21 protein-coding genes are annotated in these 20,856 nt (G+C 61.3%); 11 read left to right on the forward strand and 10 right to left on the reverse strand.

Going from position 1 to position 20,856, the window contains the following annotated elements:
• Nucleotides 1-203: 203 nt before the first annotated feature.
• The 7 genes from ACH79_RS37285 to ACH79_RS37315 all read right to left on the reverse strand — a co-directional run bounded on the left by ACH79_RS37285 (nucleotide 204) and on the right by ACH79_RS37315 (nucleotide 6,831).
• Nucleotides 204-524: a hypothetical protein gene (locus ACH79_RS37285; protein ID WP_161855357.1), complete on the reverse strand. Its 321-nt coding sequence runs from the start codon at nucleotides 522-524 to the stop codon at nucleotides 204-206.
• A 171-nt stretch (nucleotides 525-695) separates the two neighbouring features.
• Nucleotides 696-1,886 carry a PHB depolymerase family esterase gene (locus tag ACH79_RS37290; protein ID WP_161856760.1) on the reverse strand — a complete coding sequence of 397 codons (1,191 nt, stop codon included), beginning with the start codon at nucleotides 1,884-1,886 and terminating at the stop codon, nucleotides 696-698.
• Nucleotides 1,887-1,891: 5 nt separating this feature from the next.
• A complete protein-coding gene (locus ACH79_RS37295) occupies nucleotides 1,892-2,311 on the reverse strand; it encodes a CopG family transcriptional regulator (protein ID WP_161855358.1) in 420 nt (139 codons plus the stop codon).
• Nucleotides 2,312-2,554: 243 nt separating this feature from the next.
• The gene (locus ACH79_RS37300; protein WP_161855359.1) at nucleotides 2,555-3,643 is read right to left on the reverse strand and encodes a TRAP transporter substrate-binding protein; all 1,089 of its coding nucleotides are present in this window, start codon (nucleotides 3,641-3,643) and stop codon (nucleotides 2,555-2,557) included.
• Between the two features lie 167 nt (nucleotides 3,644-3,810).
• Nucleotides 3,811-4,899: a TRAP transporter substrate-binding protein gene (locus tag ACH79_RS37305; RefSeq protein WP_161855360.1), complete on the reverse strand. Its 1,089-nt coding sequence runs from the start codon at nucleotides 4,897-4,899 to the stop codon at nucleotides 3,811-3,813.
• A gap of 183 nt (nucleotides 4,900-5,082) precedes the next feature.
• On the reverse strand, nucleotides 5,083-6,216 hold the full coding sequence (locus ACH79_RS37310) for an Mrp/NBP35 family ATP-binding protein (RefSeq protein ID WP_161855361.1): 1,134 nt from the start codon (nucleotides 6,214-6,216) through the stop codon (nucleotides 5,083-5,085).
• Between the two features lie 177 nt (nucleotides 6,217-6,393).
• Entirely contained in the window at nucleotides 6,394-6,831 is a 438-nt protein-coding gene (locus ACH79_RS37315; protein ID WP_161855362.1) for a VOC family protein, read from the reverse strand.
• Nucleotides 6,832-7,004: 173 nt separating this feature from the next.
• On the opposite strand from ACH79_RS37315, the gene ACH79_RS37320 reads away from it, so the two are divergent.
• From ACH79_RS37320 to ACH79_RS37335, 4 genes are all read left to right on the forward strand, one after another.
• Nucleotides 7,005-7,877: an NAD(P)-dependent oxidoreductase gene (locus ACH79_RS37320; protein ID WP_161855363.1), complete on the forward strand. Its 873-nt coding sequence runs from the start codon at nucleotides 7,005-7,007 to the stop codon at nucleotides 7,875-7,877.
• Nucleotides 7,878-8,079: 202 nt separating this feature from the next.
• A complete protein-coding gene (locus ACH79_RS37325) occupies nucleotides 8,080-9,681 on the forward strand; it encodes a HAMP domain-containing sensor histidine kinase (protein ID WP_161855364.1) in 1,602 nt (533 codons plus the stop codon).
• Nucleotides 9,682-9,727: 46 nt separating this feature from the next.
• Nucleotides 9,728-9,931, forward strand: a complete 204-nt coding sequence (locus tag ACH79_RS37330) for a DUF1289 domain-containing protein (RefSeq protein ID WP_161855365.1) — start codon at nucleotides 9,728-9,730, stop codon at nucleotides 9,929-9,931.
• A gap of 28 nt (nucleotides 9,932-9,959) precedes the next feature.
• Nucleotides 9,960-10,511 carry a TIGR02281 family clan AA aspartic protease gene (locus ACH79_RS37335; RefSeq protein ID WP_161855366.1) on the forward strand — a complete coding sequence of 184 codons (552 nt, stop codon included), beginning with the start codon at nucleotides 9,960-9,962 and terminating at the stop codon, nucleotides 10,509-10,511.
• Nucleotides 10,512-10,684: 173 nt separating this feature from the next.
• Here ACH79_RS37335 and ACH79_RS37340 read toward each other — a convergent pair whose 3' ends face one another.
• Nucleotides 10,685-11,746 carry a class I SAM-dependent methyltransferase gene (locus ACH79_RS37340; protein ID WP_161855367.1) on the reverse strand — a complete coding sequence of 354 codons (1,062 nt, stop codon included), beginning with the start codon at nucleotides 11,744-11,746 and terminating at the stop codon, nucleotides 10,685-10,687.
• 374 nt (nucleotides 11,747-12,120) lie between these two features.
• Between ACH79_RS37340 and ACH79_RS37345 the strand changes: the two genes are divergently transcribed.
• Complete coding sequence (locus ACH79_RS37345; RefSeq protein ID WP_161855368.1) at nucleotides 12,121-12,597, forward strand: hypothetical protein; 477 nt, start codon at nucleotides 12,121-12,123, stop codon at nucleotides 12,595-12,597.
• Nucleotides 12,598-12,967: 370 nt separating this feature from the next.
• Nucleotides 12,968-13,162, forward strand: coding sequence for a hypothetical protein (locus tag ACH79_RS37350; protein ID WP_161855369.1), 195 nt, complete (start codon nucleotides 12,968-12,970; stop codon nucleotides 13,160-13,162).
• Nucleotides 13,163-13,198: 36 nt separating this feature from the next.
• On the opposite strand, the gene ACH79_RS37355 is transcribed toward ACH79_RS37350, so the two are convergent.
• Nucleotides 13,199-13,678 (reverse strand): MarR family winged helix-turn-helix transcriptional regulator, encoded by a 480-nt coding sequence (locus ACH79_RS37355; protein ID WP_202639110.1) that lies wholly within the window; start codon nucleotides 13,676-13,678, stop codon nucleotides 13,199-13,201.
• Nucleotides 13,679-13,854: 176 nt separating this feature from the next.
• On the opposite strand from ACH79_RS37355, the gene ACH79_RS37360 reads away from it, so the two are divergent.
• The 4 genes from ACH79_RS37360 to ACH79_RS37375 are packed head-to-tail and all read left to right on the forward strand — an operon-like array spanning nucleotide 13,855 to nucleotide 18,134.
• Nucleotides 13,855-14,373 (forward strand): flavin reductase family protein, encoded by a 519-nt coding sequence (locus ACH79_RS37360; RefSeq protein ID WP_161855370.1) that lies wholly within the window; start codon nucleotides 13,855-13,857, stop codon nucleotides 14,371-14,373.
• A gap of 55 nt (nucleotides 14,374-14,428) precedes the next feature.
• Nucleotides 14,429-15,661 carry an acyl-CoA dehydrogenase family protein gene (locus ACH79_RS37365; RefSeq protein WP_161855371.1) on the forward strand — a complete coding sequence of 411 codons (1,233 nt, stop codon included), beginning with the start codon at nucleotides 14,429-14,431 and terminating at the stop codon, nucleotides 15,659-15,661.
• A 27-nt stretch (nucleotides 15,662-15,688) separates the two neighbouring features.
• Nucleotides 15,689-16,714, forward strand: a complete 1,026-nt coding sequence (locus tag ACH79_RS37370) for an amidohydrolase family protein (protein ID WP_161855372.1) — start codon at nucleotides 15,689-15,691, stop codon at nucleotides 16,712-16,714.
• A 43-nt stretch (nucleotides 16,715-16,757) separates the two neighbouring features.
• Complete coding sequence (locus tag ACH79_RS37375) at nucleotides 16,758-18,134, forward strand: MFS transporter (protein ID WP_161855373.1); 1,377 nt, start codon at nucleotides 16,758-16,760, stop codon at nucleotides 18,132-18,134.
• Nucleotides 18,135-18,250: 116 nt separating this feature from the next.
• On the opposite strand, the gene dusA is transcribed toward ACH79_RS37375, so the two are convergent.
• Nucleotides 18,251-19,210 (reverse strand): tRNA dihydrouridine(20/20a) synthase DusA, encoded by a 960-nt coding sequence (gene dusA / locus ACH79_RS37380; RefSeq protein ID WP_246738283.1) that lies wholly within the window; start codon nucleotides 19,208-19,210, stop codon nucleotides 18,251-18,253.
• 169 nt (nucleotides 19,211-19,379) lie between these two features.
• Here dusA and ACH79_RS37385 point away from each other — a divergent pair, with 169 nt between their 5' ends.
• On the forward strand, nucleotides 19,380-20,474 hold the full coding sequence (locus ACH79_RS37385; protein ID WP_161855375.1) for a site-specific integrase: 1,095 nt from the start codon (nucleotides 19,380-19,382) through the stop codon (nucleotides 20,472-20,474).
• Nucleotides 20,475-20,856 lie beyond the last annotated feature (382 nt).

Below are 20,856 nucleotides of genomic sequence, written 5' to 3' on the forward strand. Positions count from 1 at the left end.
TGTCGCATCCTAGCTAGTCTAATCGCTCAACTCTACACGAGCCGCCCCTTCGGCTCGTTTAAGAGCCCAATTCAAATCGTATCGATTGTTTGGCGATGTCCGAGTTGGGTCAAACTCGGAAGTGCCCCTGCTTGAACGGCACGTCCGTTGTACCCTCAAGAGTGGACGTCGCTAGGCCGCCCCCGCAGGTCCGTTTCGTGCCATTACCGGACGAACCAGACGGGAACGTCTATGCCTTTCGTCCACCATTCCTCGAACTGCTCATACGAGATTTCTTCAAGCTTACCACTATCAAACAAATCTCCGAGCGAGCAGTCTATAAGTGAAGGGCATTTGTCACCGTGCCGCTGCTCAAGTACAACACTGTTGCGAGCAACGCGCCCATCGGCGAATACGTGAACAGTTCGCAGCACCGCGTCCGCCAACTTGTCAACATCGTAGAAAAGCCAGATCGGCTCCCCGTCCGGTATCGGCTCTTCCGGCCAACGTCCGCGATAGTAGTTGTGCGCGACAATCTCCGTCATGGCTTATGCTAGCCGATCCGCTGATACGATGGAATGTCCGCTCCGGGGTCACAAGCTGACCTCCGCGGCCTGCCTAACCATGGTCGCCTCGCCCTCCGGAAGCAGACATGGCGGCTTCCTGAGCGAAAGTCAGCCAGGGGCCAGAGACTGACTATCTCTGGTCTGTCACCGCTACGGAAGCGAATGCTCGAGGAAAAAACGCAGCATCTCTCTTGTTGCGTCCGGTCCTCGCGGGTCAGTATAGGAGCCCACGGAGCTTCCCCCCGACCATGCGTGTCCAGCTCCGTGGATGCTCCAGTGTTCGAAGACGTGGCGCCCACTGGCATCGCAATGGACAGTGCGAGTATAGGCGTGACCTCCAGCCACCTGCCCGCGATGCACGTTTCTTTCCGTGCGCGTTGCCTCGATGGACTGCTTGATAACTTGATCGCCATTGTTTGGGTGCACTGTACTGTCGCGATCGCCATGAAAAACAATGGTCGGAACAGTTGGCCGGTCGGTTAGAACCGCCCGATGATCGAAGCCGCCGCCTTGTCGCATGGCGAGGAGCGCAGAGGGAAGGTCGGTGGCGGCGCCACATGCGAGGCCGGAATGTACACCAACGGCCGCGTATAGATCGCTATATGTTGCTCCCATGATGGCGGCTGCGGCCGCTCCGGCCGAAAGTCCGGCAACGTAGACTCGCTTTGGATCAACTGAGTACTCGCGCATGATTTGGCGCGTGATCCCCGCGATAAGCGAGGGTTCGCCGGTGTCACGCTGCTGATCGGTGGTGCGAAACCAGTTCCAGCATTTCGCCTGATTTGCTTCGCTACGCTGCGCGGGATAGACCACAAAGCAAGGTTGCGTTTCTGCGACAAAGTTCATTCTCGTGCCGGCGGCGAAATCTTCTGGCGACTGGGTGCAACCGTGGAGCATGACGATCAACGGAAGCGGTTGCCCATGATAACCACTCGGGATGAAGAGCCTGTAGGCACGGCTTCCTGCAGAATTGCTATAGCTACCGTCGATAAATCTCGCACGGTCCGGCACGATGTCGCGCGTGGACAGCGGAGTCCGCTTTGTTGCACCCCGCAATCGGAGCCCAGCAAAATTGTTTGTACGATTTGACGGTGCGTTGAACTTGCGCGGTTGAGTGGATGTGGCCCGCGGTAACGGCGAGCTCCCCGTTTCCTTAACCCAATTTGCTTTCGCGTCTACAATTGACGGCGTACCTCCTGGGAGGGCGATAGGATAGGTGCGCAATGTCGCGTCCGTCGTCCTTTCACCGCGAAGCATGTGCTGGAGAAGTGCCGTGGCCTCGACGAGTCGGCCCGCGCGCGTGAGACGTGTAGCTTCGCGAATGATGTCCTGGTTGAGCATCGTCATCACCGCGTCCTGTCGGCGAGCGCGGCTTTCACCGCCGGACTGGCATGGAGGGCTCCGAGCACCGAGACCGAGGCAATCGTGGCGCGAGCAAGCTCCGGCGTGACATCATTGGCAATTGTCGCAAGGCCCAGCACATTGATATGCAGCATCTCGCCGGCGCGTCGCACCGTCTCGAGATCCTCACGGCTGTAATTCCGTAGACCCAGGTCCAGACTTTTCCGAGCAGTCGACTGTTTGACCACATCCGCATGACGTTCGAGTTGGTTGCGGATGGCTGTGCGAATGAAATCGGTCCGGTTCGAGTAGAACCCTTCCTGGACCATGAGGTCGACGTGCCCAAGGTCGACATAACCCAGATTGATCGTGATTTTTTCAGAATCGGCCGGCTTCGGTCGGAGTTCGCGGACATTATTCGACATTGTTTACCCTCCATGCACCATCCGTATAGATGGTACATGGATGTCGGCACTGGGTCTTCAAGGGGGCGTTGCCAAGATATTCGCCATTGGCGGGCCGTTACGAGCAGGAAATGCCAGTCCATCGTTGATGGACGCCACTTGAAGCATGGTTCAAGTTCGCGGGCCGACCCAGATATGAAAACCCCGGGGCTTTCGCTCCGGGGTTTTGCTTGTCGTGGCCGCTGCTGCGATCAGCCTCGAAGATCAGCCTTGCGGATTGCGCGCCATAAAGCTGTCGTAGCCGAGCTCGGCGACCTGGAACCACTGGTATCCGTTGGTCGTGAACGAGTTCATGGACTCCAGCACCTTCTTGAAATTGGGATTGGACGCCGAGGTCTCGGCGTACAATTCCTTGGTCGCCTTCAGGCAGGCCTGCATGATCGGCGGCGAGAAGCTGTGCAGCTTGGTGCCGCCTGCCAGCAGTTTCTTCAGCGCCGGCGGGTTGCCCTGGTCGTACTTGGCCATCATCCAGCTATTGGCGGCCTGGCCGGCCTGCTCGATGACGCTCTGATAGTATTTCGGCAGCGAATTCCACTTATCCAGGTTGACCAGCCCGAGCAGCATCGGCCCGCCTTCCCACCAGCCGGGATAGTAGTAATGCGGCGCGACCTTGTTGAAGCCGAGCTTCTCGTCGTCGTATGGCCCGACCCATTCCGCCGCATCGATCGTGCCCTTTTCGAGCGCGGGATAGATGTCGCCGCCGGCAAGCTGCTGCGGCACGACGCCGAGCTTCTGCATCACGCGGCCGGCAAAGCCGCCGATGCGCATCTTCAAGCCCTTTAGATCGTCGACGGTGTTGATCTCCTTGCGGAACCAGCCGCCCATCTGGCAGCCGGTGTTGCCGGCCAGAAACGAGGTGACGTTGTAGCTCTTGTAGAACTGGTTGAGCAGGTCCCTGCCGCCGCCCAGCATGTACCAAGCCTGGTTGAGGCGCTGGTTGGGGCCGAACGGCACCGCCGTTCCGAAAGCAAATGTCGGGTCCTTGCCGAAATAATAATAGGACGCGGTATGGCCCATCTCGACGGTGCCGTTCTGCACGGCATCGAGCACCTGCAGGCCGGGAACGATTTCGCCGCCGGCGAAGGCCTGGATCTGGAACTTGTTGTCGGTGGCTTCGCCAACGAGCTTGGCCATCAGCTCCACCCCGCCCCACAGGGTGTCGAGCGATTTCGGCCAGCTGGCGGTCAGGCGCCATTTGAGCTCCGGCATCGATTGAGCAATAGCGGGGGCCGCCAAGGTCGCGGCGCCGGCCGCGCCAATACCGGTCACTTTAAGAAAATCTCTTCTTTTCATTGAATCCTTCCCTGTTGGTGATGCGTGCCATGGCCTTCTTGGCGAGGCCTTCATAGCCACCATGGAACAATCGGTTCCGGATTTCCATCCCGAACTATACGGGCAAACGAAAAAGCCCGGCCTTCAAAGCGAAGGCCGGGCCCCTTTTTCTGCGACTTAAGTCGTAATCAGCCGCGGGTGCGCGAGCGGATCATGAAGCTGTCATAGGTGTATTCGGCAACCTGCCACCACAGATACTGGTCGGAGCGGTAGGCCTGCATCGCATCGATCGACTTCTTGAAGTCGGCGTTCTTGCCGGATATCTCGGCCCACAGCTCGTTGGTTGCCTTCAGGCATGCTTCCAGCACTTCATTGGTGAAGGGACGAAGCTGCGTGCCGCCAGCGACCAGCCGCTTCAGCGCGGCCGGGTTCTGCATGTCGTAACGCGCGTTCATCCAGCTATTGGCGTGGGCGCACGCATTGGTCAGGATCGCCTGGTAGTTCTTCGGCAGCGAATTCCACTTTTCGAGGTTGGCGAAGGCGTGGACCATCGGACCGCCTTCCCAGAAGCCCGGGTAATAGTAGAACTTGGCAACCTTCTGGAAGCCGAGCTTTTCATCGTCATACGGACCGACCCACTCGGCCGCGTCGATGGTGCCCTTCTCCAGCGCCGGGTAGATGTCGCCGCCGGCGAGCTGCTGCGGCACCACGCCGACCTTCTGAAAGACCTGTCCGGCGATGCCGCCAATGCGCATCTTGAGGCCCGAGAGATCGGCAACGGTCTTGATCTCCTTGCGGAACCAGCCGCCCATCTGCGCGCCGGTATTGCCGGTGGCGAAGCCGACCACGCCGAACTTCTTGAAGAACTCGTTGCCGAGTGCCTCACCGCCACCCTGCGACCACCAGGAATTCTGCTGGCGCGCATTGAGGCCGAACGGGACCGAGGCGTAGATCGCAAAGGTCGGGTCCTTGCCGACGTAATAATACGAGACGGTGTGGCACATCTCGACGGTGTTGTTGGAGGTCGCGTCCAGCGCCTGCAGACCGGGAACGATTTCGCCGGCCGCGAACACCTGGATCTGAAACTTGTTGTCGGTCATCTCGGCGACGTACTTCGCCACCTGCTCGGCACCGCCATAGATGGTATCGAGCGACTTCGGGAAGCTCGACGTCAGGCGCCATTTGATCTCAGGCGATGATTGCGCGATCGCCGGCGAGGCAACGGCTGTCGCGGCAGCACCGGCCGCTGAAACCTTCAAAAAATCACGACGCTTCATTCAAGTCTCCTTAAGACGGGACGTTTCCATATTCCTGGAGCATGTCCTCCGGCGGGGCGAATTCTGCGTCATCCGGGGCGCTCTGGCGGGGCGGCTTTAACACGGAAGTTGGCTAGCGAAAACGCGACAAAGGCATGACTGCACTGATTAAAACCAAAGTCTTATGGGGGTCATAAGGCGAGCTTACGCCGCGGCAATGGCGCCCTGAAGCTGGTCGCGAACCCTGGTCCCGATGGCCCGGTAGATCGCGGCATGCGGCCCGGCCGGCTCGCTCACCACCACCGGATTACCTTCGTCCGAGGTGGTGCGGATCGACATGTGCAAGGGGATCTCGCCCAGGAAGGGGACACCCAGCCGTTCCGCTTCATGCCGCGCGCCGCCATGGCCGAAAATGTCCGAGCGCGTGCCGCACTCCGGGCACTGGAAATAGCTCATGTTCTCGACAATGCCGAGCACCGGCACGTTGACCTTCTTGAACATCGCAAGGCCCCTACGCGCGTCGATCAGCGAGAGGTCCTGCGGGGTCGAGATGATCACCGCTCCCTTCAGCGGCACGTTCTGCGCCAGCGTCAGTTGCGCATCGCCAGTGCCGGGCGGCATGTCGACGACGAGAATATCGAGCGTGCCCCACGCGACATCGCGCAGCATCTGGGTGATCGCCGACATCACCATCGGTCCGCGCCAGATCATCGCGGTGTCTTCCTCGACCAGGAAACCGATCGACATGATCGACAGCCCGAAGCGCTTGATCGGAATCATCTTCCTGTTGTCGTCGAGTTGCGGCTTCTCGCTGATGCCGGTCAGCCGCGGCACCGACGGGCCGTAAATGTCGGCGTCGAGCAGGCCGACGCGCGGGCCGAGGTCGCGCAGGCCGAGCGCCAGGTTGAGTGCGGTGGTCGACTTGCCGACGCCGCCCTTGCCCGAGGCGACCGCAATGACGGCGGCAACGCCTGGAATTTCGGCTTGCCGGGACATCGGCGAGGCCGCGCCTTGCGGGGGACGATGGGCAGAAGCGGGTTGCACGCCGTGTGAATGCCGGTGCGCCGCGGGCGCCGCCTGCGGCGACCCCGGCTTGCGCTCGGCGGTGAGCGCGATCATGGCGGTGCTGACGCCGGGAATTGCGCGCACCGCCGCTTCGGCCTGCGCGCGCACGCTTTCCCAGGCTCTCGCTTCGGCGGCGTCGACATTGATGGAGAAGAACACCTTGCCATCGGTGACCGAAATCGCCGACAGCACGTTGGCATTGGTCAGGGGCACGCCACGGGGCGAAGCCACCTGCTTAAGGGAATCGAGAACCTGTTGCTGCGTTACGCTCACTCGCGCATCTCCTGAAGCCCCTGCGGCTCCGATTAAGAACCGGGCCCTACTCGCTTGTATCGACGCGCTTTCTTGACGCGGCCCGATCCGCCCACGGAGCAAATCCGCGAGCGGGGCTGCGTTCCAAAACGCCTTGCCCGTCCGATGCGACCCAATAGAGCGGTTCAGCGCAAAAGGCTACCTCGCGCCCACGTCGTCCTGCCGCTCGGCGGGGGCCGCAGCGGTCTCTTCCTTGGCGGCCTCGTAGTTCAGTTCGATCATGACGCCGTTGGGGTCATTGACGAAGATCTGCCAGAGGTCGCCGCCCGGAACCTGCCGGGAGTCGTAGGCCATGCCCTTCTGTTCCAGCCGCTGCTTCATGCCATCAAAGCCGTAGCTCGCGAACGCGACATGGTGGACGACGCCGGAATCCGGCTTCTGCGGTTCCTCGGTCTTGGAGATATCGACGAGGTGCACCACCGCCTTGCCCTCGCTGTACATCCACGCCCCGGGGAATGCGAAGTTGGGCCGGGCGCCCTTTTCCAGGCCCAAAATGTCCTCATAGAACCGTACCGTATCGGCAAGGTTGCGGGTCCGGATATTGAAATGATCGAGCACGCCGACGCTGACGCCCATGCGATGTCACTCCCTTTTTTGTGAGGTTCTTGAGGGACCTATCCTAGCACGAATCCGGCCCCGCCAACCAACGAAGGCGTTGCCCTCCCCTGCGCAGCGGGTATGGTGCGGCTCCTCCAAAAACATCGTCCGGCCGGCCCAACGTCGCCGGCCAAAACTCCAAGGTATCGCACATGGCTAAAGTCGCTTTTCTCGGTCTCGGCGTAATGGGTTTCCCCATGGCAGGCCATCTGGTGAAAAAAGGCGGCCACGAAGTGACCGTGTACAACCGGACCGGAGCCAAGGCGAAGGAATGGGCGGACAAATTCGGCGGGCGCACCGCGCCGACGCCGAAGGCGGCCGCCGAAGGTCAGGATTTCGTAATGTGCTGCGTCGGCAATGACAACGACCTGCGTGCGGTCACGATCGGCACCGAGGGCGCGTTTGCCGGCATGAAGAAGGGCGCCATCTTCGTCGATCACACCACCGCCTCCGCCGAGGTCGCCCGCGAGCTCGATGCCGCCGCCGTCAAGGCGGGCTTCAAGTTCATCGACGCGCCGGTGTCCGGCGGTCAGGCGGGTGCGGAAAACGGCGTGCTGACAGTGATGTGCGGTGGCAACGAAGACGCCTATGCCGCTGCCGAGCCGATCATTTCCGGCGCCTACGCAAGGATGTGCAAACTGCTCGGGCCCGCCGGCGCCGGCCAGCTCACCAAGATGGTCAATCAGATCTGCATCGCAGGCCTGGTCCAGGGCCTGTCCGAGGGGATTCACTTCGCCAAGAAGTCGGGGCTCGACGTCCCCTCGGTGATCGAGACCATCTCCAAGGGCGCGGCGCAGTCCTGGCAGATGGAGAACCGCTACAAGACCATGAATGACGGCAAGTTCGACTTCGGCTTTGCGGTGGAATGGATGCGCAAGGACCTCTCGATCTGCATCGCAGAGGCTCGCCGCAACGGCGCCAACCTGCCGGTGACCGCCCTCGTCGACCAGTTCTACGCCGAGGTCGAGAAGATGGGTGGCAAGCGCTGGGATACGTCGAGCCTTTTGGCCCGGCTGGAGCGCTGAGTTAAAGAATCAGGTTAAGGCGACGAGCCAGACCCCCGCTTCTTGTCCTGTCGGAAGCGGGGGTTCCCTCCACTCGACTGGTTAATTTTAACTTCCCGTTAACGAGAATTTTTAGCTCTTTAAGTCATCGCTTAATGATTTCGCTGCACAGATAGACAATGCAAGAGCCCGCGCGGTTCGCGGGCAGGATTTGTGTTGTTCGATGAGTAACGCGGCAGAAAAGCCTGAGGTTGTCCAGCTTCCGGCGGAAGCGCAGGTCGCACCACCGGTGAATACGCGGCGCGTGGCAGCACAACGGGTGCGCGAGGCGCGCGATCGGTTAACGTCGACCAGCGGAACGCGCCCCGCTTTCGATACCGAGCTGCTCCGGCAATACGCCCAGACCCGGGTATCGGCTTCCTTCGTCGTCATGCTGCTGGTGGTTGCGACCGGCGTGCTGTTCGGCCTCTGGAAGTATATCGTGCCGGCCGCGGTCTGGACCTTCGGCATGCTCTGCATCCATGCCGCGATCATCCGCAACTGCAAGCGTTTCCTTCGCGAGCAGCCCACGCTTGCCGAAACGCGCAAATGGCAGACGCGGTTCGTGCTGCTCGACCTGCTCTACGGCCTGTGCTGGACTGCGATCCTGCTGCATCCGGCCGGCCTCGACACCGTCTCGAACACGATGATGATGTTCCTGATGCTGCTGGTGATCGCGGTGTCGAGCATGCTGGCGGCGACACTGCCGATCGCGGCGGTGGCGGCAACCGCGCCGGTGACGGCCGCGATCGCGCTCAACTTCGTGATGGGCGGCACTTTCGATAATTACGCCCTCGCGCTGCTGGCGGTCGCCGCCGAATGCTATTTTGCGCTGCTGGCCCATCAGCTTCATTCGACGACGCTGCAGACCCTGGAAGCGCGCGCCGAAAAGGACGCGCTGATCGGCGAGCTCGAACAGGCCAAGGCGATCTCGGACGAAGCGCGGCACCGCGCCGAATCCGCCAACGTCGCCAAGTCGCGGTTTCTGGCGCAGATGAGCCACGAGCTGCGCACGCCGCTGAACGCGATCCTCGGATTCTCCGAGGTGATGAAGAGCGAGATTTTCGGCGCGCACGCGGTGGCGGTCTACAAGGAATACTCCGCCGACATCCACCATTCGGGCGTCCACCTGCTCAATCTCATCAACGAGATTCTCGATCTGTCGCGGATCGAGGCCGGCCGCTACGAACTCAACGAGGAAGCGGTGGCGCTCGTGCACGTCGTCGCCGACTGCCATCATCTCTTGAAGCTGCGCGCGAGCAGCCGCGGCATCACGATCCACGAGGTGTTCGAGCACGGCATGCCCCGGATCTGGGGCGACGAGCGCGCCACGCGTCAGGTCGTGCTCAATCTCATATCCAACTCGATCAAGTTCACCCCGCCGGGCGGCGACATCTGGCTCAAGGTCGGCTGGACCGCATCCGGCGGCCAATATCTCAGCGTCAAGGACACCGGCTCCGGCATTGCCGAGGACGAAATCCCGATCGTGCTGGCCTCGTTCGGCCAGGGCTCCAACTCGATCAAATCAGCCGAACAGGGCGCAGGCCTGGGCCTGCCGATCGCCAAGAGCCTGATCGACATGCATGGCGGCACCTTCACGCTGAAATCGAAACTGCGGATCGGCACCGAAGTCATCGTCACCTTCCCGCCGGAGCGCGTGATGAGCGCGCTGGCGCCGATGGCTGAGGAGGCCCCGCCCCTGCAGCCGGAACCGGCCGTCACGGCGGCCGACGAGAAGCGCCGGGCGCGTCACAAACCGATCATGAGTGCCGGCACGGGACTATGACCGCAAGCGCTTGCGCAAGGGATGTAAACCACTTCACTATCCACGAATGAGCAAAGAAACGCCGTGTATCGCAGTCTGTATGATGGATCCCAAAACCAAACTCTGCTTCGGCTGCGGACGAACGTTGCCGGAGATCGCGCGCTGGCACCGCATGGAAACGGCGGAGCGACTGGCCGTAATGGAAGGGCTTGCGGCGCGCATGGCGGACGCCGGTCTGGTGCCGATACCGCCGCGCAGCGAACGCGGCTGACTACCGGACCAAGCTGCGGAGGCGCCAGGTGATCCGCATCCTGCTCGTTCTGGCGATGCTCGCGGCCACCGCCGGCGCTGTCGTCGCCTATGGCGATCCCGACCAGCTCGCGCGCGCCGGCAACTCGGTATCGAAAATGCTGCGGCAACGCAGCCTGGAGCCGGCGCCCGCCGTGGAGATCGCGCGCGGCAGAGCCGGCGAATTCGCGCTCCACGCCAAGATCAACGGCGTCAAGGCGCCGATGGTGATCGACACCGGCGCAACCTCGGTGGTACTGACCTGGGAAACGGCGAAAGCGATCGGCCTGCCGATCGAGATGCTCGAATATAATGTCGATGTCGAAACCGCCGGCGGTCACACCAAGGCGGCGCGGCTGACGCTCGATCGTCTCGCAGTCGGCGCGCTCGTCGAAAAATCGATCCCGGCGCTGGTGGTGCCGCGCGGGCAGATGAAGACCAACCTGCTCGGAATGAGTTTTCTGGATCGCCTGGAAAGCTGGGGCGTGCAGGCCGACAAGGTGATGCTGCACGGCTATCCCGACGTCGCCGGCCGGAGCAAGCGCCGCACGGCGGCGAATTAGCGCGTCGGCTCATAGTTGATCATGTCCGCTTGGCCTCCAAGACGGCGCAAAAGCAGACATGCCGATATCGACGCGATGGGCCAATAGGTGACATCAGTCCGGACTGAATGCAGGGCTCTGGGAGCTGCATTTCCTGCAGCATCCGGACTGATGCGCACCGTTGCTCTGATCGCTCAAGAACGCACTTCGAAGATCATGTTGAACGGCGTCTCGGTCGCGCGGCGGAAGCGCTTGAAGCCCGCTTCAGTCGCCACCTGCCGCAATCTGCTTTCACCCGCTTGCGCACCGAGCCCCAAGCCCACTTCCTGAGAGAGTGAGGCTGGCGTACAAATGAATGTCGAGGCGTGATAGAAGATGCATCCCACCGGGTTGAGATTATCCTTGAGATTATCATGAGCAAACGGCTCGACGATCATCCACGACCCATCCTTGGCTAGCGTTTCCTTGACATGCTTGCCTGCACCCACGGGGTCGCCCATGTCATGCAGGCAATCGAAGAACGCCACCAGATCATAGTCTTTCGCCGGAAAATCCTTGGCACTGGCCTGCGCGAACGTAATGCGGTCCCCAACTCCCGCTTCCTGCGCCAAGACCTTCGCGCGTTCAATCGAAGGTTTGTGGTAATCGAACCCGAAGAACTCTGAATTGGGGTAGGCCTGCGCCATCACAATCGTGGAGGCGCCGTGGCCGCATCCGACATCGGCCACCCTGGCGCCAGCTTTCAATTTCGCTTCGACGCCTTCGAGCGTCGGAATCCAGTTCGAAACCAGATTGGCGTTATAGCCCGGCCTGAAGAAACGTTCGGTGCCGGAGAAAAGACACTTCGAATGCTCGTGCCAACCAACGCCTTTGCCAGTTCGAAACGCTTCGGCGACTTTTGGTTCATCGAGATAGGTGGCCTGCACGACATCGAATGCACCGGCAAAGAAAGCTGGCGACCCCTCTTCGGCGAATGCCATGGCTTGTTCCGCCGAGAGTGAGAACGCATTTTTTTCGGGGTGGTAGTCGATGTATCCAGAGGCGGCCTGCCCGGACAGCCATTCGCGCACATAACGCTCATGCAGACCAGTCTTCCTGGCGAGCTCGGACGGAGTGACCACAGCACCATCCGCCATCGCCTTGTAAAGCCCGAGGCGATCGCCGAGCAGTATGCTTGCGCCGCCCAGTGAGATGCCGAGGTCGCCGACCAGCTTTGCTACGAGCGCGTTCAACTTTTCAAGATTTGGTTCACGCATTGCAGCTTTCTCCACTCTTTGAGAACAGCCCCAGCGTTGGTTAAACAAACCTAGGACGACTGACGGATTTCAAATGTGAAGGGGTTCACGGTTCCACGAATGGCCGTGCGCCGACATCGACCATCACCGGATCGATGTACGTTTTGTGCCATAACAGGACCCATGCACCGCATAACGGCACCTCCGCTCATGCGCAGGCGTTCGTCGCCAGAACACCGCATCCGCTAAAGAGATGGCTGCCGCCGGCAAAGCCAAACGGTTAACCCTGTCGGCAAACGCCCTGTACGAGGGTCGGGTTGTTAAGTCAGCCGCCGCCAAGTTGCCTCATTAGATCGGAGAATTTTCACCGGCACAAATTTAAGCCGGAGGACATCATGCTGAGAATGGTGTCGTTGGGCCTCCTCATCCCATTGGGTGTAGGCGTACTGGCGGCAATGGAACTCAGAGCTCCACCGCGTAGTGCAGTGGTGATCGTCCAGCCCCTCGCCGAGACAGGCGCAGGCATTTCCGATTCACATGGTGCGCTGGCGAAGGCTGATCGACTTGAAAGTACCGCTGCGAGCAGCGAGACGCCAGCACAGCCTGCTCTAGTCGACGAACGCATTTCTCCGTCGGAAGGCGTCAGTATCGGTTCTTCGGAGCCCCCGAGGGTGATCAACCGCCATCGGCACGATCCCAAATCAAAGAAGGTCGCTACTGCTGCCCCTCCTAAGCCGAAGCCAAAGCCAACCGATATCAAGCGAACTACCATTTCCGAGCGGTCAAAGGCCGCCAGCGCCACCGAACCCTGTCGGCTGAGCGCGTTTGGTGGCTTGCGCAAGGCTTTGAATTCAGTCGACTGCGAAATTTGATTCAGCGAGCATAATTCCTCCTGGAACGGCTTCGGTCGCTCTCTTCAGAACTTGGTGAGCAAGCCCGACCTCAGGCCCAATCCACCCGAAGCGGACGAGGTCTGCTTCGGATCACTCGCGTCGTTTTGGTGTACCGATCACCTCTGGTCTGCCCCGACAAACAGACATCCGCTGTCGCTGTCGGACGTCTCAAAGGTGCCAAGGGCGGAAGTGATGCAGACCCGCGGCGTCGCGAAACGGCGATTGTGCGACATATCGAAAGCGGCTCGGTTACATCACTTCCCTGTCTAAGGAGAGTAGCCGCCGCGCCGGTCCCTCCCCATCTTGGATGCGGGGGAAGCACCTCCTCGTGTGCCATCGGAGATGGGCAATGAGCATGAGAACCTTTTGCACGCTTGCCGCCGCCATCTTTGCCCTGATCGCAGTTCTGCAGTTGATCCGGATTGTGATGGGATGGTCCGTCACCTTGAACGGCGTAGATGTGCCGTTCTGGGCGAGCTGGATTGCAGTTATCGTAGCGGGCGCGTTGAGCTTCGTCGGCTTCCGCGCCGCCATGCGCAGCTAATGGCCAGCAGAGCCTGATCGCGCTAATGCGAAAAAGTCAGGCTTTCTTTGCCGCCTTGCGCGCCTTGTTCGCTTCCTCGATCTCGGGTTCGAGCGATTTCAGGCTCTCGTAGATCTCGGCCAGGACCGTCTTCAGGTCGGAAATGTTCTTCGACGGGAAATCGCGAACCGCGACCTCCTCGAAGTGGATGGCGATCGGGATCAACTCCTCGACTAGTGTGCGCCCCTTCGGGGTGAGGTTGATCGCGACGGTGCGGCCGTTGTCCTTCAGCCGCGCGCGCGTGACGAGGCCACGGCGTTTCATCTCGCCGACCAGCCGCGACAATGTCGATATCTCGATCGTCGTCATCGCTGCGAGATCGCCGAGCCGCTGATCGCCGGTTTCCCACAGCGCGGCCATCACGCGATACATCGGCAGGGTCACGCCATAACCGGCAATGCGCCGGGAAAACAGCTCGCCCATCTGCACGCCGACGCGGTTGAGCAGATACGGAAAGGAATTTGTCAGCCTGTACAAGGTCTTGCAATCCGTGCTGTCGCAATTGTTGCGACCTTCCAATAGCTGGGCGCCGATCGCTTTTCAAGGCAATTGTTGCATTTGAAAATTTCCGCTTGACTGATATTTGCAACTGCAACTATTGTTTTGGAAAGTTAAGCCGCCGGAGAAGAGCGGACCGTTCAGTGGAGGAAACCATGTCGCTGGATTCGGCATCCGACGAATTGCGGGAAACGTTCAAGCGCGCGTTGCGGCGATTTCCCGCCGCCGTGTCGGTCATCACATCGTCAGACCAGAACCGCCGCCACGGCATGACGGCAACCGCGGTAACCTCGCTGTCGCTTGACCCGCCTTCCCTGATCGTCTGCGTCAACCAGCAGACGCTGCTGCACGACATCATGCTGCTGGCGCGCCGGTTCTGCGTCAACGTGCTGCGCCGTGATCAGGTCACTCTTTCATCTGCCTTCAGCGGCGCGCTCCCGGCCGAAGAACGGTTCGGGCTCGGCGACTGGATGACCTCTGCAGAGGGCGTCACCTATCTCGCCGATGCCCAGATCAACATCTTCTGTAAGAAGGCAGCCGCCGTCCCCTACGGCACGCACACGATTTTCATCGGCGAAGCCGAGACCGTGAACGTCCGCGATCCGATCGAACCCCTGATCTATCAGGATGCGACCTACTGCTTCTCGGTGCCCCACGACAGCCAGGCTGCGTGAACCCGACCCTGCCGCCGAGCCGCCTTTCAGACAATCGAAGACACGGAGCAAGCCAATGGTTTCAGTCGCCCAGTTGAAGGACGTGCCGGCACAGGCGGCCCCTCGCCCCGACCTTGCCGAGTTGCGCAGCCGCGTGGCGCAGATCGCGCCGCAGATCAAGGCGCGCGCCCACAATACCGAAAAGGCCGGGCGCGTTCCCGAAGAGAACATCACCGCATTGCGCCACATCGGCTATTTCGACATCGTCAAGCCCGCGATGTTCGGCGGCTACGAGTATGATTTCGACGTGCTGGTCGAACTGAACATCGAGCTGGCGAAAAGCTGCGCCTCGACGGCGTGGGTCGGCGGCCTGCTCGCGGCCCATCAATGGCTGATCGCGGGATTTCCGGAAGCCGCGCAGCGCGACGTCTGGGACACTAATCCCGATGCCGTGGCCTGCGGCTCCTACGCGCCGGCCGCCAAGGCGATCGAGGTCGAGGGCGGCTATCGCTTGAGCGGCCGCTGGTCGTTCGCCAGCGGCTGCGACAACGCGCAATGGTCGCTCTGCGCGGCGCTGTTGCCGTCGAAGACAGACAGCGGCCAGTTTGCGCCGGCCTTCCTGCTGGTCCCTGCCTCCGACTACGTCATCGACGATACCTGGAATGTCGTTGGCCTCAGCGGCACCGGCAGCAAGACGCTGGTTCTCGCGGACGTGTTCGTACCGGCGCACCGCCTGTTGTCATTCGCCGACACCACGTCCGGAAAGACGCCGGGCGCCGCACTCTATGCCGCCAACCCGGCCTTCTCGATCCCGATGCTGTCGAACATTCCCTCCTGCCTGGCATCCACCGCGGTCGGCGCCGCCGCCGGCGCGCTGGAGGACTATCTCGCCGTCACCGCGCGGCGCGTCACCCGCGGCGCGGTGGCCGGCCACAACAATCGCATGGCGGAATTTCCAACCATCCAGTTGCGGGTGGCCGAAGCCACAGCCTCCGTCGACGCCGCGCGCGAAGTGCTGCTGCGCGATCTTCGCGACCGTGCGGCAACCATCCGTGCCGGCAACCCGGTCTCGGTCGAGGACCGTATCGTCAGCCGCCGCGGCCAGGCGTTCTCGGTCGCACTCGCGATCCGCGCCAGCGAAGCGCTGAACGCCTCGACCGGCGGGCTAGGCCTCGATCTCTCCAATCCGGTGCAGCGCGCCTGGCGCGACGCCAATGCCGTGGGCCGCCACATCAGCATGAACTGGGACGCGGTCGGCACGATGTACGGCCAGCTCGCGCTCGGACTGACGCCGCAGGGACAGTACTAATCAACATCAGACATCAGCGAGGACGACATGCAGGGCAAGATCGCACTAGAGGAACATTTCGCCATACCGGACACGCTGATGGATTCAGCGGGCTTCGTCCCGGAATCCTATTGGCCGGAATTGAAAGACCGCCTCCTGGATATCCAGGACAAGCGGCTGGCGCAGATGGACCAGCACGGCATCGAAATGATGATCCTGTCGTTGAACGCGCCGGCGGTTCAAGCGATTCCCGACGTCGCCCGCGCCAACGAGATTGCGATCCGCGCCAATGATTTCCTCGCCGAGCAAGTGGCGAAACGGCCATCGCGGTTTCAGGCCTTTGCCGCGCTGCCGATGCAGGATCCGGATCTCGCGATCAAGGAGCTCGAGCGCTGCATCAGGACGCTCGGTTTCCGCGGCGCGCTGGTCAACGGCTTTTCGCAGATTGGCGACGGCAAGCGTCCCGTCTATTACGACCTGCCGCAATACTGGCCGTTCTGGGCCAAGGTCGAAGAGACCGGCCTGCCCTTCTACCTGCACCCGCGCAATCCCTTGCCGGAAGACTGTGCGATCTATGAGGGACATCCGTGGCTGATGGGTCCGACCTGGGCGTTCGGACAGGAAACTGCCGTGCATGCGCTGCGCCTGATGGGATCGGGCCTGTTCGATGCCTATCCGAAACTGAAGATCATCCTCGGCCACATGGGCGAAGGCCTGCCCTACAGCATGTGGCGCGTCGATCATCGCAACGGCTGGGTCAAGGCACCGCCGAAGCACAAGGCCAAGAAGAAGATCTGCGATTACTTCAACGCCAACTTCTTCCTGACCACCTCAGGCAATTTCCGCACGCAAACGCTGATCGATTCAATTCTGGAGATCGGAGCGGACCGCATTTTGTTCTCGGTCGACTGGCCGTTCGAAAACGTCGATCATGCCTCCGACTGGTTCAACAGCGCCAGCATCAGCGAGAATGACCGATTGAAGATCGGCCGACGCAACGCCATCGACCTGTTCAAGCTCGATCTCGGCGAAACCACTGTCGCCGGGAACGGCATCCATCAAGCCGCGGAATAAGCGGTCTCACATGACACCATCACCATCTGGGAGGGATACGGGCATGACTGCGAAGGCAATCGATCTTCACGAGGAACTAGCCGAGGCAAAGGTCGGGAATTTTCACTGGCGCCTCGGCGCCATCATGGGACTGCTGACGCTGTTCGACGGATATGACACGTTCAATCCGGCTTACGTCATTCATTACGTCGCAAAACCATGGGGCCTTCAGGCCGGCCAGGCGGGACTGTTGATCTCCAGCGGGCTGGTCGGATTTCTGATCGGGGCTGCACTCCACGGCATCATTGCCGACCGGTTCGGCCGCCGCGGCACCCTGCTCGGGGGCCTGTGGATTACCAGCATCTTCACCCTGCTCACCGCGACCTCGGCGGACTCGTTCCTGTCGTTCTGCATCCTGCGGATCCTGACCGGCATTGGCCTCGGCGTGCTGTTGCCGCTTGCGACCACCTACATCAACGAGCTGGCGCCGCGGCGCGTGGCCAACACCTTTGCGCTGTGGGGCGTCGCGCTCGGCTGGGCGCTGGGCGGCACGCTCGCCGGTGTCGCCGGCGTGTTTGCGACCCCGGTGTTCGGCTGGACGTCGCTCTACTGGATCGGCTCGCTGTCGTTCCTGCTTCTGCCCTTCATGCACCTGATGCTGCCGGAATCGCCAAAGTTTCTGGCCCTGCAGGGCCGCGTCGACGAAATCCGCGACATGCTGACCAGGCTGCGGCCCGAGCGCGCCAATGTCTACAAATCGGCTGAGATTGCCGTGGGAGAGTCCGAGAAGCCGGTCAATTCGGTCGCGACGCTGCTTCAGGCCAAGTATCGCCGGACCACGCTCGCGATCTGGGCGTCGGCATTCCTCAGCCTGTTCTGCATCTTCGGCCTCTCGGGCTGGATTCCGACCGTGATGATGCAGCGTGGCGAGACCTTTGCCGCCAGCTTCGGCTTCGGCGCGCTGATGCAGATCATGTCGTTCGTCGGCGGCCTCGTGCTTGGCCACCTCGTCGACCGGTCCGGCTATAGCCGCGGACTGATCGCGACCTGGTGGGCGTTCGGCGGCCTCGCCGTGCTGTCGCTGGTGGCGATGAACGACCATATCGTCAACATCACCTCAGTCGCCGCCGCCGGCTTCTTCATCATCGGCGCGCAGTTCGTGCTGAACAATTTTACCGCGGCGTCCTATGAGACCGGCGTGCGCGCCACCGCGGTCGGCATGGAGCTCGGGGTCGCGCGGGTCGGCGCCATTCTCGGCCCGTTCGTCGCCGGTGCGCTCCAGCAATATTACCAGAGCCCGACGCCGATGTTCCTGTCGATCGGCATCTCGGCGATCGCCGCCGGCGCGATCATCCTGCTGGCGAAGCGGCCGGCGGCGATCGCTTCCAACAGCCTTGAAGAGACAGCCGGCTTGCGCAAGGTCGCACAACCCGCTTCCTGAGATGAGGCGTCGATGCGGAACGTCCGGCTCCGGGGCGATTGTCGCGGAGCCGGGTTTTAGTTTTGACGCGTTTTCTTCACGCGAACCGGTATCCACTTCGCTCGAAAACGCTACGCTTACGCCGCAACCGGCTCCGATGCGCGATCTTCGACCAGCGCGACCGCATCGCGCAGCACATTGACACCGGCGCCCGGCTTGACGCCCTTCTCCGCGAGATGGCGGCGGAAGGCGCGCGCGCCGGGGACGCCATGAAATGCGCCGACGAAGTGCCGCGTCATCGAATGCAGCTTTGCGCCTTGCGACAACTGGTCTTCGATGTAGGGCAACATCGCTTCGAAGACGTCCTTCATCGACGCGTGCGGCGCCGCCTCGCCAAACAATTCCGGATCGACGTCGAGCAGGCGCCACGGCTCCTGATAGGCCGCCCGCCCCAGCATCACGCCGTCGACATGGTCGAGATGCCGCTTCGCCTCCGCGATACTGCCGATGCCGCCATTGATGATGACGGGCACATCCGGCAGCACGGCCTTGAGCCGGTAGACCCTGTCGTAGTCGAGCGGCGGGATGTCGCGGTTTTCCTTCGGAGACAATCCGTTGAGCCAGGCTTTTCGGGCATGCACGACCAGCGTGTCCGCGCCGGCCGCGACCACACTGCGCGCCAGCACGTCGAGCGCCACTTCCGGATCCTGGTCGTCGATGCCGATCCGGCATTTGACCGTGACGGGAATCCTGACCGCGCGCTTCATCGCAGCCACGCCGTCGGCAACCAGCGCCGGCTCCGCCATCAGGCAGGCGCCGAAGCGGCCATCCTTCACCCGGTCGGACGGACAGCCGACATTGAGATTGATTTCGTCGTAACCGAAATCCTCGCCGATCTTCGCAGCAGTGGCGAGATCATCCGGAACCGACCCGCCAAGCTGTAGCGCCACCGGATGCTCGCTGGCATCGAACCCGAGCAGCCGCCTGCGGTCGCCATGAATAATGGCGCCGGTCGTCAGCATCTCCGTATAGAGCCGCGCACGCCGGCTCATCAGACGGTGGAAGACGCGGCAATGCCGGTCGGTCCAATCCATCATGGGTGCCACAGAAAAGCGATAGTCTTGCAATTCCAATGATTTACCCTACACTCTCAAGAGGATGAAAGAAGAACGTGTGCACTCCCAACTAGACGAAATTGCACACGTTTGTATCCGTTTTGACCTCTCAGTGCACACATAGTGCACACGAAAGCCGGAGTGCACACGCGTGGCGACCTTCACTCAGCTGGCATCTGGAAACTGGCGCGTCCAGGTCCGCCGCAAGACCCGTTATGTGGCCGAGACGTTCCGACGACGCAAGGACGGCGAAGAATGGGCGCTCGAGATGGAGCGCAATATCGACCGCAACGGATCGTCCAAGCCGCGTGCGCTGCGAACGGTTCGAACATTCGGCGACCTGATAGACCTCCATGACCAGGATATGCACGAGGTCGGCAAGCCCCCTCGCCGTTCGAAGGCCGCGGTCATGGAAGCACTCAAAGACGCGCTTGGGACCGTGAAACTACCTCAATTGAACCGCGAGCGCCTGATCGAATTCGGAAGGAAGCGCGCGAAACAAGGTGCCGGCCCCGCGACGCTAGCGATTGACTTGTCTTTCATCAGAACAATCGTATCGCACGCAGCAGCCGTTCATGGAATCGAAGTCTCGGCTGAGGAAGTTCGTTTAGCACGCATTGCATTGAAGCACCTCGATCTTGTGGGCAGAGGGATCGAACGCGACCGTCGGCCTACACAAGACGAAATCGACGAACTCATCGAGTATTTCGAGACCAATCCACGCCAAGTGATCCCGATGGGCCGCATCGTGCGCTATGCGATCGCGACAACTATGCGTCAGGAAGAAATATGCCAGCCGGAGTGGCCTGACGTCGATATCAGGAAGAGGCTTGTCTTGCTTCGAGATCGCAAAGATCCGAGACACAAAATCGGCAATCATCAAAAGGTCCCGCTACTTAACTTAACGGGATATGATGCATGGGAGATTTTGCTACAGCAACGGATCATCACACGAGGCCAAGGCCGCATCTTTCCGCACCATCATAAATCCATCAGCACAGCATTTACCCGCGCATGTGATGAATTGAAGATCGACGACCTGCATTTCCATGATCTTCGTCACGAAGGCACGAGTCGGCTGTTTGAGGCAGGACTTACGATCGAAAAGGTCGCGCTTGTGACGGGCCACAAGGATTGGCGAATATTGCAGCGCTACACCAATCTCAAGCCGGAGGATCTGCACAAACTGCAAAGAGCAGCGCAGCCTTCGATGGAAGAATTCATCGAGACGTTGGCCGCGTCCTAGCAGATCGCCGCCATGAATTATGTGGCCCAGGACTCGTCAAATTGCAGGCTCACTGTGGTTCCTCCATTGGACGACCGTTCCGATAGATCCCGGCTGGAAGATTTCACGGACATCGCGCGCGAGGCGCACACGCTCGCACCATGATGAAGAGCGTGGTCGACCTCTGGCGCCCAGTGCCGGACTACGATAACCACCCGGCGAGACCGAAGTTCACGGCATGCCGGGCCTCGACGACGTCGACCGCTAACGATCGAACCGATGACCGCCGTTGACGACACCGCCTTCACAGCACATATCAAGGTCAATCCGAACGTCCCACAATGCCTGCTTTGGCACTGGGTCCCGCACCGTTCACGGCGCGAATGCTTGTTTTTGATCGGGC

Origin of the sequence: Bradyrhizobium sp. CCBAU 051011 (genome assembly GCF_009930815.1) — a bacterium.
GTDB lineage: Bacteria > Pseudomonadota > Alphaproteobacteria > Rhizobiales > Xanthobacteraceae > Bradyrhizobium.

Bases quoted from the DNA above. Each gene is read 5' to 3' on its own strand.
- ACH79_RS37285 (WP_161855357.1), bottom strand. From the start codon at position 524: ATGACGGAGATTGTCGCGCACAACTACTATCGCGGACGTTGGCCGGAA.
- ACH79_RS37290 (WP_161856760.1), bottom strand. From the start codon at position 1,886: ATGCTCAACCAGGACATCATTCGCGAAGCTACACGTCTCACGCGCGCG.
- ACH79_RS37295 (WP_161855358.1), bottom strand. From the start codon at position 2,311: ATGTCGAATAATGTCCGCGAACTCCGACCGAAGCCGGCCGATTCTGAA.
- ACH79_RS37300 (WP_161855359.1), bottom strand. From the start codon at position 3,643: ATGAAAAGAAGAGATTTTCTTAAAGTGACCGGTATTGGCGCGGCCGGC.
- ACH79_RS37305 (WP_161855360.1), bottom strand. From the start codon at position 4,899: ATGAAGCGTCGTGATTTTTTGAAGGTTTCAGCGGCCGGTGCTGCCGCG.
- ACH79_RS37315 (WP_161855362.1), bottom strand. From the start codon at position 6,831: ATGGGCGTCAGCGTCGGCGTGCTCGATCATTTCAATATCCGGACCCGC.
- ACH79_RS37320 (WP_161855363.1), top strand. From the start codon at position 7,005: ATGGCTAAAGTCGCTTTTCTCGGTCTCGGCGTAATGGGTTTCCCCATG.
- ACH79_RS37325 (WP_161855364.1), top strand. From the start codon at position 8,080: ATGAGTAACGCGGCAGAAAAGCCTGAGGTTGTCCAGCTTCCGGCGGAA.
- ACH79_RS37330 (WP_161855365.1), top strand. From the start codon at position 9,728: ATGAGCAAAGAAACGCCGTGTATCGCAGTCTGTATGATGGATCCCAAA.
- ACH79_RS37340 (WP_161855367.1), bottom strand. From the start codon at position 11,746: ATGCGTGAACCAAATCTTGAAAAGTTGAACGCGCTCGTAGCAAAGCTG.
- ACH79_RS37345 (WP_161855368.1), top strand. From the start codon at position 12,121: ATGCTGAGAATGGTGTCGTTGGGCCTCCTCATCCCATTGGGTGTAGGC.
- ACH79_RS37350 (WP_161855369.1), top strand. From the start codon at position 12,968: ATGAGCATGAGAACCTTTTGCACGCTTGCCGCCGCCATCTTTGCCCTG.
- ACH79_RS37360 (WP_161855370.1), top strand. From the start codon at position 13,855: ATGTCGCTGGATTCGGCATCCGACGAATTGCGGGAAACGTTCAAGCGC.
- ACH79_RS37365 (WP_161855371.1), top strand. From the start codon at position 14,429: ATGGTTTCAGTCGCCCAGTTGAAGGACGTGCCGGCACAGGCGGCCCCT.
- ACH79_RS37370 (WP_161855372.1), top strand. From the start codon at position 15,689: ATGCAGGGCAAGATCGCACTAGAGGAACATTTCGCCATACCGGACACG.
- ACH79_RS37375 (WP_161855373.1), top strand. From the start codon at position 16,758: ATGACTGCGAAGGCAATCGATCTTCACGAGGAACTAGCCGAGGCAAAG.
- dusA (WP_246738283.1), bottom strand. From the start codon at position 19,210: ATGATGGATTGGACCGACCGGCATTGCCGCGTCTTCCACCGTCTGATG.